Origin of the sequence: Streptomyces triticisoli (genome assembly GCF_003270085.1) — a bacterium.
GTDB classification, from domain to species: Bacteria; Actinomycetota; Actinomycetes; order Streptomycetales; family Streptomycetaceae; genus Streptomyces; species Streptomyces triticisoli.
The window spans coordinates 19,111-30,713 of sequence record NZ_QFDQ01000014.1; the positions used below are offsets into that span (position 1 = coordinate 19,111).

Below are 11,603 nucleotides of genomic sequence, written 5' to 3' on the forward strand. Positions count from 1 at the left end.
CCGCGGAGGTGCCGCACGAAGGGACCGATATTCGTGGCGCAGCGTGTCGTGGTCACTCTCTTTGACGACATCGACGGCTCGGAAGCGGCGGAAACGATCGCCTTCGGACTCGACGGCAAGTTCTACGAGATCGACCTGAACCAAACCAATGCCAAGAAACTGCGCAAGGCGCTCGCGCCGTACGTGCAGGCCGGCCGGAAGCGGGCGAACTCGGGCAAGGCGTACCGGCAGACGGAGGTCGCCCCGCACCCCGCGGCCGTCCGGGCCTGGGCACAGTCCAACAAGATGGACGTACCGGCGCGCGGCCGCATCCCCAAGAGGGTCTACGAGGCGTTCGCCGCGGCCCAGTGACCGGGGACCCGAGGACTTCGGGGGTGGCCGCCCAGGGTCCGTCAGCGGACCCTGGGAGCGCGCGACTTGCGCAACCCCCCTGCTGATCAGCTAATGTCTGGGGCACACCGAGGGGCAGGGCCGAGAGGCCGAGACCCACGGAGTCCATGCGGGTGTAGTTTAGTAGTAGAACAACCCTCTTCCAGAGGGAAGGCGCAGTGTGCGATTCCTGCCACCCGCTCTGCACCGCCGGCCCCGACCACTCATGTGGATCAGGTAGGCTGGTGCTCGCGCCGATCGGTGAAAGCCGGTCGGAGGCACTGCGGACGTAGCTCAGTTGGTAGAGCGCAACCTTGCCAAGGTTGAGGTCGCGAGTTCGAGCCTCGTCGTCCGCTCGGGAAAAAGGCCCCGGTCCACTGGACCGGGGCCTTTTCGTTGTCCGTGGTTCCCACTCTGACATTTGTCATACCGAGCGATGACACCGCGCACTGCTGCCGCGCTCCGGCCGCCGGGACGCTGAAGCCATGGATGCCACGGAAGCCACGGAAGCCACGGAAGCCACGGACACGAGCGAACACGTGATAGAAGTCACCGACCTGCGGCGGGTGTACGAGGGCGGATTCGAGGCGGTGCGCGGCGTCACGTTCCACGTGAAACGTGGGGAGATCTTCGCACTGCTGGGCACCAACGGCGCCGGCAAGACCTCGACGGTCGAACTGCTGGAGGGCCTGGCACCACCGGACGGGGGGCGCGTGCGCGTCCTCGGGCACGACCCGTACACCGAGCGCGGCGCCGTACGGCCGCGCACCGGCGTGATGCTGCAGGAGGGCGGCTTCCCCTCCGAGCTGACCGTCGGCGAGACCGCGCGGATGTGGGCGGGGTGCGTGAGCGGGGCCCGCCCGGTCCGGGAGGTGCTGAAGCTGGTCGGTCTGGAGCAGCGGACGGACGTACGGGTCAAGCAGCTGTCCGGGGGAGAGCGGCGCCGCCTGGACCTGGCGCTCGCGTTGCTCGGCGAGCCCGAGGTGCTGTTCCTGGACGAGCCGACGACCGGGCTGGACGCCGAAGGGCGCCGGGACACCTGGGAGTTGGTGCGGGCGCTGCGCGATGGCGGGACGACCGTGCTGCTCACCACGCACTACCTGGAGGAGGCCGAGGGGCTCGCCGACCGGCTCACCATCCTGCACGAGGGACGTGTCGCCGCCGCCGGCACCCCGGCCGAGGTGACGGCCGCCCAGCCGTCCCGGATCTCCTTCGAACTGCCCACCGGGTACTTCCCGGGGGACCTGCCGCCGCTCGCCGAACTGGGGGTGGTCGGGCACGAGGTGGACGGCCGCGTCGTACGGCTGCGCACCCGCGAACTCCAGCGGACGGCCACGGAACTGCTGCTGTGGGCCCGGCGGGCAGGAGTCGAGCTGCGCGGGCTCGATGTGCGGTCGGCCTCGCTGGAGGAGGCGTTCCTCGGGATCGCGCGGGATGCCTCCGCGCCGCGGACGAAGGAGTACGCCGCATGAGCGCCACCGTGACCACCCCGGCCGGCCGGATGGCCGCGCTCGCGCGCGCCGAGCTGATCCTGCTGGGGCGCAGCAGGAGTGCCCTGGTGACGGCCGTGTTCATACCGCTGGTGCTGCCGCTCAGCGTGCGGTCGGCGACCGAGCGGATGAACCTCGAGGACGCGGGGCTGACCGTCGGGCTGGTCATCCTGCCCGCCGCGATCGGCTTCTCGCTGCTGTTCGCGGTGTACTCCACGCTCGTCGGGGCGTTCGTCGCCCGGCGCGAGCAGCTGGTGCTCAAGCGGCTGCGCGCGGGGGAGCTGCGGGACGCCGAGATCCTCGCCGGGGCCGCGCTGCCGGCCACCGCCATCGGCCTCGCCCAGTGCCTGCTGCTGGCGGGTGCCTGCGGTGCGGTGCTGGATGTGCCTGCTCCGCGCGCGGCCCATCTCGCTGTCGTAGGGCTGGGGTTGGGGCTTGTGTTGTGCGTGGTGCTCGCGGCGGTCACCGCGGGGTTCACGCGGACCACCGAGAGCGCGCAGGTCACCTCGATCCCGCTGATCATGGTCTCGATGCTGGGTTCCGGGTTCGTCGTACCGATGGAGCTGCTGCCCGACCGGCTGGCCGCCGGGTGCGAGCTGCTGCCGCTGACTCCGGTGATCACACTGGTGCGGGGCGGCTGGACCGGCGACCTGGGCGCCGCCGACGCGCTGCGCGCGACAGCCGTCGCCCTGGCCTGGCTGGGGGTCGGGGTGTTTGCTGTACGGCGGTGGTTCCGGTGGGAGCCGCGGCGTTGAAAGGTGGGGGAAGCACATGCGCGGGCCCATGGGCTGGTGGCGAGGAAAGAGCACGCCGGAGAAGGTCGAGACGTACACGCGGTGGTCGTTCCACTCCTTCGCGGTGGTCGAGGGGGCCGTCTTCGGGCTCTCGGCCCTCCGGCAGGCGGGTCCCCGGCCGGGGACCTGGCTGCTGCTGTTGGTGTGCGGGCACGCCCTGACCTGTGCGGTGACGGCGGCGCGGGCGCTGGACTGGACGCGCGGCCGCCGCCCACAGCCCGTACGGCTGCTGTGGACGCTGGCCGGTGTCACCGCGGTGGTCGCCGTCGCCGCGATCGGGATCGCGGAGCGCAGCCCAGGGAGCGACCGCGTCGTCACCGCGGCGGGCATGGTCTTCGGGGGCGTGCTGATCTTCGGTGCCGGCACCATCGCGCTCGGCGTACGCGACCGGCGGCGCGTGGTGGCGATCGTGATGGGCTTCGCGGTCGGCGCCGGTCTCTACGCCTTCCCGCTCGACGTTCCCGGCCTCGCCGCGCTCAGCACGACGGTCATGGTGTTGATCGGCGCCGGATTCCTCGCCTTCACCTCCGTCTTCTCGGTCTGGCTGCTCAACGCCGTCTACGAACTCGACGAGGCCCGGGAGACCCGCGCCCGGCTCGCCGTCGCCGAGGAGCGGTTGCGGTTCGGGCGGGATCTGCACGACGTGATGGGACGCAACCTCGCGGTGATCGCGTTGAAGGCCGAGCTGGCCGTGCAGCTGGGTCGGCGCGGGCGGCCCGAGGCGGTGGAGCAGATGATCGAGGTGCAGCGGCTCGCCCAGGAGTCCCAGCGCGAGGTGCGTGCGGTGGTCCGCGGCTACCGGGAGGCCGACCTCGCCGCCGAACTCGCCGGTGCCCAGGGCTTGCTGGCGGCGGCCGGCATCGACTGCGCGGTCACCGGCTCGCCCGCCGGCCTGCCCGCCCCGGTACAGTCCGCGCTCGGCTGGGTCGTCCGCGAGGCCGCGACGAACGTCCTCCGGCACGGCGACGCCCGGCGGTGCGCCGTGTCCCTGCGCGTCGCCGACGGCCGGGCGGAGCTGTCCGTCGAGAACGACGGAGCGCAGGAGCCCCCCGGCGGCGACCGGCCGGGCTCGGGACTCGCCGGGCTGCGCGAGCGGCTGTCGGAGCTCGACGGCACGCTGCGGGCCGGACCCGCGGGCCGCGGCCGGTTCCGGCTGACCGCCGAGGTGCCGCTGCCGTCCGCCGCCGAACCCGCAACCGCCCGTCCGATGAGCGAGGTCACCGCATGACGACGTCCCCGGCGCCGGTCCGGCTGCTGCTGGCCGACGACGAGCACCTGATCCGCGGTGCGCTCGCCGCGCTGCTCTCGCTGGAGGACGACCTGCTGGTCGTCGCCGAGGCGGCGAGCGGCCCGGAGGCCCTGGCCATGGCGCGGGCGCACGAGCCCGACGTGGCCGTGCTGGATCTGCAGATGCCGGGCGCGGACGGTGTGAGGGTCGCCACATCCCTACGGGCCGAACTGCCCGGCTGCCGGGTGCTGATCGTGACCAGTCACGGGCGCCCCGGCCATCTGAAGCGGGCGCTCGCGGCGGGGGTGCGCGGGTTCGTCCCGAAGACCGTCAGCGCCCAGCGCCTCGCCGAGATCATCCGCACCGTGCACGCCGGAAACAGATACGTCGACCCGGAGTTGGCCGCCGACGCGATCTCCGCCGGGGATTCGCCGCTGACCGCGCGGGAGGCCGAGGTACTGGAGTTCGCCGCCGACGGGGCACCGGTCGCGGAGATCGCCGAGCGGGCCGCGCTGTCGCCGGGGACCGTACGGAACTATCTGTCGTCGGCCGTGACCAAGCTGGAGGCGGAGAACCGGCATGCGGCGGTACGTCTCGCGCGCGAGCGAGGTTGGGTATAGTTGGCCTCGCACTACGGTGCAACGCGGACGTAGCTCAGTTGGTAGAGCGCAACCTTGCCAAGGTTGAGGTCGCGAGTTCGAGCCTCGTCGTCCGCTCCAGTCAGAAGCCCCCGGCCTTGGCCGGGGGCTTCTTCACGTTCTACGACCAGCTCATGCCCGTCAGCCGCTCGTACGCCTCCGTGTACTTCTCCCGGGTCGCCGCCACGATCCGCTCGGGCAGCGGCGGCGGGGGCTGCTCGCTCGCGCGGTCCCAGCCGGACTCGGCGGAGGTCAGCCAGTCCCGGACGAACTGCTTGTCGTACGACGGCTGCGCGCGGCCCGGCTGCCACTGGTCGGCCGGCCAGAAGCGGGAGGAGTCCGGGGTGAGGACCTCGTCGGCGAGGACCAGCGTCTCCCCGTCGAAGCCGAACTCGAACTTGGTGTCGGCGAGGATGATCCCCCGGTCGCGGGCGATGTCCCGGGCGCGTCCGTAGACGGCGAGGGTGACCTGGCGCAGCTGGGCGGCGGTCTCCGCGCCGACCTGGCGGGCGACCTCCTCGTAGGAGACGTTCTCGTCGTGCTCGCCGACCTCCGCCTTGGTGGCCGGGGTGAAGATCGGGCCGGGCAGCTCGGAGCCGTCGACCAGGCCCTCGGGCAGGGCGAGGCCGCAGACCGTGCGGGACTGGTCGTACTCGGCCAGGCCCGAACCGGTGAGGTAGCCGCGGGCCACGCACTCCACCGGGATCATCCGCAGGGACTTGCAGACCAGGGTGCGGCCCGTCCAGTCGGCGGGGGCGCCCTCGGGCACATCGGTGCTCAGGACGTGGTTCGGGACCAGGTCGGCGAGGAGGTCGAACCACCACAGGGACAGCTGCGTGAGGATACGGCCCTTGTCGGGGATCTCGGTGGGCAGCACCCAGTCGTAGGCGGACAGGCGGTCGCTGGCGACCATCACGAGGTCGCCCGCCTCGTTCTGGTACAGGTCACGCACCTTGCCGGTGTGCAGATGCACCAGGCCCGGAACCTGGATCGGCTCGGGCTTTTCGACGAATCCGGACACGGTTACTCCCCGTGGTTTGAATCAAAGAGGCGCCCGCAGGGCTCGTCTGGGGTGGTGGTGGGAGACGGGCGGGCCCAGTGGATCGATTCTCCCGTATCGGACATCGGCCGGGGGCAGCGGGTCAGTCCCGCTTGCAGATGCGGTCCAGAAGGTTGGCGGTGGCGCGCTGGACACGGGCGTCGACGTGGCCGGGGCGGTCCAGGGCCGGGGACCAGGCGAAGGTGCCGGAAGCGAAGACCAGGGCACCGGAGGGGGCGCGGTACAGGGACGTCTCCTGGTGGCGCAGGACCCCCTCGCCGTCGGTGTACGGGGAGTGCGCGAGCAGGATGCGGTCCTGGTGCTCGGGCAGCGGGGTGCGCGGGAAGTAACGGTCCGCCTCGCCCGCGACCAGGCCCGTGATCTCCTCGCCCTCCTCGGCGCCGGTCGCCTCCCACAGCCAGTGGCCGGCGTTGCGGACGATCAGCGGGTGCGGCTCGGGGACGCGGCCGGCGTACTGGATGCCGACGAGCTGCTGCTCGGGGCGGTCGATCTCCCGCCACAGCACCGGCCGGCCGGGGCCCTTGCGCTTGCGGCAGGTCAGCAGTCGGTCGGGGACGCCGGAGGGGGAGGGGCCCAGCTCCACCTGCCAGTACATGGTGTTGGCGGACAGGAACACCAGTGACGTGCCGTGCTCGCGGGCGAGCTCGACGGTGCGGCGCATGCCGGCCGACCAGTACTCGTCGTGGCCGGGGAAGACCAGGCCGCGGTAGCGGGCGGGGTCGACGCGGCCGGCGTGCAGGTCGCGGGCGTCGGCGTAGGCCAGGTCGTAGCCGTAGCGCTCGGCCCAGCGGATGAAGTCGTAGGCGTGGCCGACGTGCAGGGGCAGGCCCGCGCCCGCGTACGGCCGGTCGAAGGAGACCGTGGTGGCGGCGTCGGCCTCGCCGAGCAGGCGGCCGTTCTCGTCCCAGGCGTGGTAGAGGCTGGCGCCGGTGCGGCCGTCCTCCGGGTAGAGGTTGTAGGCCTGCCAGGTGAGGTCGGGCAGGAGCAGGAGCAGGTCCGCCGGGTGGTTGTCGCGGACGGTGAACGGGATGTGGGAGCGGTAGCCGTCGGCGGTGGTCAGGACGGCGACGTACGCGCCGATGCTCCAGTACGACGGGACCTGCAGCCGCCAGGACAGCCACCAGTGGTGGCAGGAGACCGTACGGTCGGCGGTCAGCGGCGGGGGCTGGACGATGCCGGACAGGCGCGGGCTGGTGGTGATCTTGGCGGCGCCGTCGCCGCCGTAGTGGCCGATGCGGTAGACGTCCACGCCGAACTGCTGGGGCGGGTCGACCGTGATGTGGAAGTCGATGGCCTCGCCGGGGGTGACGGCGCCGGTGGAGGCGAAGCCCTTGATCTGCCGGTGGACGTCGTCGGCCGAGCGGGGGCCGCCGTCGGAGGCACGGGGCGCGGGGACTCGCGGGGTGCCGGGCGGGGTCTGCGGGGGCGGGTCGACGTACCAGGGGACGACGTGACCGGTGTCGTCGAAGTACGTCTCGCTGCCGCGCAGCCAGGGGAGGGGGCCCTGGCCGAAGGGGTCTGTCACGGCGTGCGCGAGTGCTCCCGACTCCCAGCGGCGGATCCGCTCCGATCCCATGGCCGTTCCCCTCCCTTGCCGTGCCCCCGTGGCCTGCCGTGCCCCTGTGGTCTTGTCGTGCGGCGGTGTGGGTCTGTCGGTGGCTGTGTCGTATGTCGGACGCGTTTGCCACGCGCGTCGCCGGTCCCAGCACATCACATTACGCACGCATGTTGTCACTATTCGTTGTGAATTGGCCGAAAGTGGAAGCGGGGGCTCCGGTAACGCGGCCGTGGGCTCGGCATCGGCGCAGGTCAGACCAGCCGTACCGGTTTCTCCGGACGTATGCCCGAATCGACCAGCCAGGTCCGCAGCGGCACCGGATCGCCGTTTTCGACCAGGGCGAGGACCCTGGGGCCGAGGTCGGTGGCTCTCTCTCCGTTGATCAGGAGGGCGGGGCCGTCGAGCCAGTCGAGGCCCGGGGTGGCGCCCGCGGTGTCCATCGCGGCGCAGCACACCATCGCGGTGACGTGGTCGGCGAGGAGTTCCCGGCCGGTGCGGGGCGGTTCGAGTGGGAAGAGGGGCAGCGAGCCCTCGTCCCACTCGGGTGTGACCGGGAGCCGGCCGGTGTCCTCCTCCGGTGCCGGGGACACCGCCGGGGCGGCGGCCTCCTCGCGGGCCAGTTCGGCGCTGAGGCCGGCCACGAGGACGGCGCCGCGCTCGGTGCCGAGGCCGGCTTCCTCGTCCGGTGCGGTGGGGGCGGTCGCCGGAGGGGGCGGGGCGGACGGGGCGGAACCGGCGTCGTCGGCCGAGGATCCCCCCTGCTCGGAGAGCTCGGGGGTGGCTGACGTGGGTGACGGGGCGGACAGGTGCTCCATGACCCTCGCCAGGGTCGGTCCGTGCGGATCGGTGGCGGCGGGGCCGGAGGACCGGCGGACGCCCAGGGCGTCGAGGACGCGGTGGAGGCGGGCGGCGTCGGTACGCCACTTCCGGTCGACGACCTCGTCCGGATACTCCCGCCAGTCCACCGGGGACCAGTCGGGGCCGCGCTCGGCCGGACCGCCGTGGAAGAGTCGCGCGGCCAGCAGCGAGGTGGCCTCGTCGACGGCGCCGGGCTCCTCGAGCAGGTCGCAGGCGGGGCGCTCGCCGAGCCGGGAGGCGAAGCCCTCGGCCAGGCGGTCGCGACGGGACAGCTCGGTGAGCGCCGCGACCACCCCCGCGTCCAGCCGGGAGGGCCAGCGGCCCATGCGCCAGGCGGGGAGCGCGACCCGGGTCAGCAGCCGGTCCCAGCCCGCGTACGCCAGACCCACCTGCTCCTGGGCGACGATCCTCAGCCCGTAGTCCACAGCCTGTGCACGCTCGGCGGCCGCGGCCGCCACGCCGCGCTCCATCTCGGCCGCATGCTCCCGGCAGCCGCGCAGCAGCAGCCGGGCCACCCAGCCGAGGCCGACGCACACCGAGCGGGACAGTGGGCAGCGGCCGGTCGTCGAGGCGACGGCCACCGCTGCGTCCAGACCGCGGACGAAACGGCGGGCCGCCGCTATGTCCGGCTGCGCCGAGGGCTCCGTACCGGCGACGACCGGGGCGAGCACGGCCCGCAGCTCACCGACGCGCATCCACCACAGGAACGGGGAGCCGATGACGAGGACGGGCGCCGCCGCCCTACGGCGCGGGCGGGCCGAGGACAGGCCGCGCAGGGCATCCGGTCCGGCGGGGCCCTCCCGCGGATCCCGTGGGTCCAGCGGGGGAGGGCCGTGCGCCGGGTGCGTACGGTCCTCCAGCCAGCTGTCGCAGTCCGGGGTGAGCGCTATGGCGGACGGGGCCGGCACGTCGAGGCGATCGGCGAGGTCGCGCACCAGGCGGTACAGGTCCGGGGCCGACTCCTCCGGTATCGGGACGGTGGGGGTCATGGCGGGGCGGGCACGGGCGACCACCAGTCCGACGCCGGCGGCCAGGAGCAGGACGACGACCGCGACGACGCCCACCACCCAGCGGGCGAGGTCCCAGCCCCGGCCCAGGAGATGACCGGCGGAGCCGCCGGCGAGCAGGACCACGGCGAGGGCGGCGGGCAGCAGGGCGACGGCCAGCGCCCGGCTGCGGACACGCAGCACGGCGAGGGCCCGGGAGCGCGCGGTCCGCGCACCGCCCTCCACCACACCCATACCGGTCACGACCGGACGTCACCCCCTCCCGACTGTCCTGGTGTTGCTCACTCCCCCACTGTGGCACCCGCCACTGACATCGCAATGCCGATGGGCCAAGTGCCGGACCGTCTGCGCCGCACCCTAGTTGGGGCCCCGGCCCACGTCAGCCGGATGGCCTATTGGTCACTCGATGGAATGGCTTTGGTCACAGCAGACGGCGCGCAGCGACGATCAGGCCCCGGATCGGGTCCGGGGCCTGTATGGGGCCGGTGCGGAGGAAGTGGGGGGCGGAAGAGAGGGCCGGGCCCGGCGGACCGGCGCGCGGCAGGTGCCGTGTTACGCCTTCGCCGCCGCGCTCGCCGCGATGTCCGAGCGGTGCTGGGAGCCTTCGAGGCGGATGCGGGAGACGGCGGTGTACGCGCGGTCGCGGGCCTCGGTGAGGTCCTTGCCGGTCGCCGTGACGGACAGCACGCGGCCGCCCGCGCTCAGGACGGTGTCGCCGTCCCGCCGGGTGCCGGCGTGCAGTACGTACGCGTGCGGGGCGTCCTGCTCGGCGACCTCCTCCAGACCGGTGATCGGGTCGCCGGTGCGCGGGGTGCCGGGGTAGTTCTGCGAGGCGACGACCACGGTGACGGCCGCGTCGTCGCTCCACCGCAGCGGCTCGAGGTGGGCGAGGGCGCCCGTGGCCGCGGCCATCAGGACACCCGCCAGCGGGGTCCGGAGGCGGGCGAGGACCACCTGGGTCTCGGGGTCGCCGAAGCGGGCGTTGAACTCGATCACGCGGACGCCCCGGCCGGTGATCGCGAGCCCGGCGTAGAGCAGGCCGGAGAACGGGGTCCCCCGGCGCCGCATCTCGTCGACCGTGGGCTGCAGCACTGTCCGCAGGACCTCGTCCACGAGCTCGGGGTCGGCCCAGGGCAGCGGGGAGTACGCGCCCATGCCGCCGGTGTTCGGACCCTCGTCGTTGTCGAGCGCCCGCTTGAAGTCCTGGGCCGGCTGGAGCGGCACGACGGTCTCGCCGTCGGTGACGGCGAAGAGGGAGACCTCGGGGCCGTCGAGGTACTCCTCGATCACCACACGCTCGCAAACGGCCGCGTGTGCCCTGGCCGCGTCCGCGTCACCGGTGACGACGACGCCCTTGCCGGCGGCGAGCCCGTCGTCCTTGACGACGTACGGGGCGCCGAAGGCGTCGAGAGCCGCGGCGACCTCCTCCGCCGTCGTACAGACGTACGACCGAGCTGTGGGCACTCCGGCCGCGGCCATCACGTCCTTGGCGAAGGCCTTGGAACCCTCCAGCCGCGCGGCCTCCTTGGAGGGGCCGAACACCGGGATGCCCGCCTCGCGCACGGCGTCGGCGACCCCGGCGACCAGCGGCGCCTCGGGACCCACGACCACGAGGTCGGCACCCAGCTTCATGGCCAGCGCCGACACCGCCGCGCCGTCCAGGGCGTCGACCTGGTGCGGCTCGGCCACCTCGGCGATGCCGGCGTTGCCGGGCGCGCAGTGCAGCGCGGTGACGGCGGGGTCGAGGGACAGGGAACGGCACAGGGCGTGCTCGCGGGCGCCGCTGCCGATGACGAGGACCTTCACGAGGTCAGCCTAACGGCAGCGGCGCGAGGTGCTTTGTGCGGGCCGCCGAGGGAGCAGGGGCAGCGCACTCGTACGTTCCTCCGAGGCGGACGGGAGGCGGCGGTGCCGCGGCGCCGCTACTCCGTCAGGTACTCCTCCACCACCGTCGCGCCCAGCTCCCGCACGATCAGCTCGTGGCCGGAGAGGGCCGACTCGTCGAGGTCCGGGTCGTCGTCCTCGGGGATGTCGTCCTCGAGGGCGACGGGAGCCTGCTCGGGGGCGGAGGGCCGGGGCGGCGGGGCCGACGGCGGGGTCGGGGAGGGCCGGGTGGGCGCGGGCGCCGAGGCCGTGGGCTGGGGAGCCGGCGTACGCGGCACGGCCGTACCACCGCCACCGCCGCTGCCGTATCCGCCACCACCGAAGCCGGCGCCTCCGCCGTACCCACCGGCCGCCGGGGATGCGGAACCGCCGCCCGTCGGGTCGACGACCGCCTCGATCTTCCACTGGACGTGGAACTGCTCGGCCAGGGCCTGGCGCAGCACGTCCTCGCTGCCGCTGCTCACGAAGTTGTCGCGGGCGCCGGCGTTGACGAAGCCGAGCTGGAGGGTGGTGCCGTCGAAGCCCGTCACCTGGGCGTTCTGGCTGAGCAGGATCCAGGTGAAGCGGCGGCGGTTCTTCACGGCTTCGAGGATGTTGGGCCACAGCGACCGCGGGTCGAGCCCGCCGGCCGCGGGAGCCGGTACCGCGGGCGAGCCGGGAGGAGTGGCCGGGGCTGCCGGGGCGGCAGGCCGCGCGGATGCCGGGGCAGCCGGGGCC

The 11,603-nt window shown here is 73.4% G+C and carries 9 protein-coding genes, 3 tRNA genes and 1 pseudogene; 8 read left to right on the forward strand and 5 right to left on the reverse strand.

Going from position 1 to position 11,603, the window contains the following annotated elements; genetic code table 11:
* The first annotated feature begins 33 nt into the window (after positions 1–33).
* The 8 genes from DEP02_RS03210 to DEP02_RS03245 all read left to right on the forward strand — a co-directional run bounded on the left by DEP02_RS03210 (position 34) and on the right by DEP02_RS03245 (position 4,600).
* Positions 34–351, forward strand: a complete 318-nt coding sequence (locus DEP02_RS03210; RefSeq protein ID WP_112465790.1) for a histone-like nucleoid-structuring protein Lsr2 — start codon at positions 34–36, stop codon at positions 349–351.
* Between the two features lie 148 nt (positions 352–499).
* Positions 500–571, forward strand: a tRNA-Gly gene (locus DEP02_RS03215).
* Between the two features lie 81 nt (positions 572–652).
* A tRNA-Gly gene (locus DEP02_RS03220) sits at positions 653–725 on the forward strand.
* Positions 726–854: 129 nt separating this feature from the next.
* Entirely contained in the window at positions 855–1,841 is a 987-nt protein-coding gene (locus tag DEP02_RS03225; RefSeq protein WP_112465791.1) for an ABC transporter ATP-binding protein, read from the forward strand.
* A complete protein-coding gene (locus tag DEP02_RS03230) occupies positions 1,838–2,614 on the forward strand; it encodes an ABC transporter permease (RefSeq protein ID WP_112465792.1) in 777 nt (258 codons plus the stop codon). The genes DEP02_RS03225 and DEP02_RS03230 overlap by 4 nt, the downstream gene beginning before the upstream one ends.
* A gap of 16 nt (positions 2,615–2,630) precedes the next feature.
* Positions 2,631–3,881, forward strand: a complete 1,251-nt coding sequence (locus tag DEP02_RS03235) for a sensor histidine kinase (protein WP_112465793.1) — start codon at positions 2,631–2,633, stop codon at positions 3,879–3,881.
* On the forward strand, positions 3,878–4,501 hold the full coding sequence (locus tag DEP02_RS03240; RefSeq protein ID WP_112465794.1) for a response regulator transcription factor: 624 nt from the start codon (positions 3,878–3,880) through the stop codon (positions 4,499–4,501). Before DEP02_RS03235 ends, DEP02_RS03240 begins: the two co-directional genes overlap by 4 nt.
* 23 nt (positions 4,502–4,524) lie before the next feature.
* Positions 4,525–4,600: transfer RNA gene (locus DEP02_RS03245), tRNA-Gly, on the forward strand.
* 40 nt (positions 4,601–4,640) lie between these two features.
* Here the strand turns inward: DEP02_RS03245 and DEP02_RS03250 are convergent.
* The 5 genes and pseudogenes from DEP02_RS03250 to DEP02_RS03270 form a co-directional block, all read right to left on the reverse strand.
* Positions 4,641–5,540, reverse strand: a complete 900-nt coding sequence (locus DEP02_RS03250) for a phosphoribosylaminoimidazolesuccinocarboxamide synthase (RefSeq protein ID WP_112465795.1) — start codon at positions 5,538–5,540, stop codon at positions 4,641–4,643.
* Positions 5,541–5,661: 121 nt separating this feature from the next.
* Positions 5,662–7,155, reverse strand: coding sequence for a N,N-dimethylformamidase beta subunit family domain-containing protein (locus DEP02_RS03255; protein ID WP_112465796.1), 1,494 nt, complete (start codon positions 7,153–7,155; stop codon positions 5,662–5,664).
* 233 nt (positions 7,156–7,388) lie between these two features.
* Positions 7,389–9,245: a hypothetical protein gene (locus tag DEP02_RS03260; RefSeq protein WP_112465797.1), complete on the reverse strand. Its 1,857-nt coding sequence runs from the start codon at positions 9,243–9,245 to the stop codon at positions 7,389–7,391.
* Between the two features lie 309 nt (positions 9,246–9,554).
* Complete coding sequence (purD, locus tag DEP02_RS03265) at positions 9,555–10,808, reverse strand: phosphoribosylamine--glycine ligase (RefSeq protein ID WP_112465798.1); 1,254 nt, start codon at positions 10,806–10,808, stop codon at positions 9,555–9,557.
* Positions 10,809–10,924: 116 nt separating this feature from the next.
* Positions 10,925–11,603: pseudogene (locus DEP02_RS03270) on the reverse strand (DNA polymerase III subunit gamma and tau); the annotation flags it as partial.

Excerpts from the sequence above, each read along its gene's own strand:
- DEP02_RS03235 (WP_112465793.1), top strand. The coding sequence starts at position 2,631 with ATGCGCGGGCCCATGGGCTGGTGGCGAGGAAAGAGCACGCCGGAGAAG.
- DEP02_RS03230 (WP_112465792.1), top strand. The coding sequence starts at position 1,838 with ATGAGCGCCACCGTGACCACCCCGGCCGGCCGGATGGCCGCGCTCGCG.
- DEP02_RS03225 (WP_112465791.1), top strand. The coding sequence starts at position 855 with ATGGATGCCACGGAAGCCACGGAAGCCACGGAAGCCACGGACACGAGC.
- DEP02_RS03240 (WP_112465794.1), top strand. The coding sequence starts at position 3,878 with ATGACGACGTCCCCGGCGCCGGTCCGGCTGCTGCTGGCCGACGACGAG.
- DEP02_RS03255 (WP_112465796.1), bottom strand. The coding sequence starts at position 7,155 with ATGGGATCGGAGCGGATCCGCCGCTGGGAGTCGGGAGCACTCGCGCAC.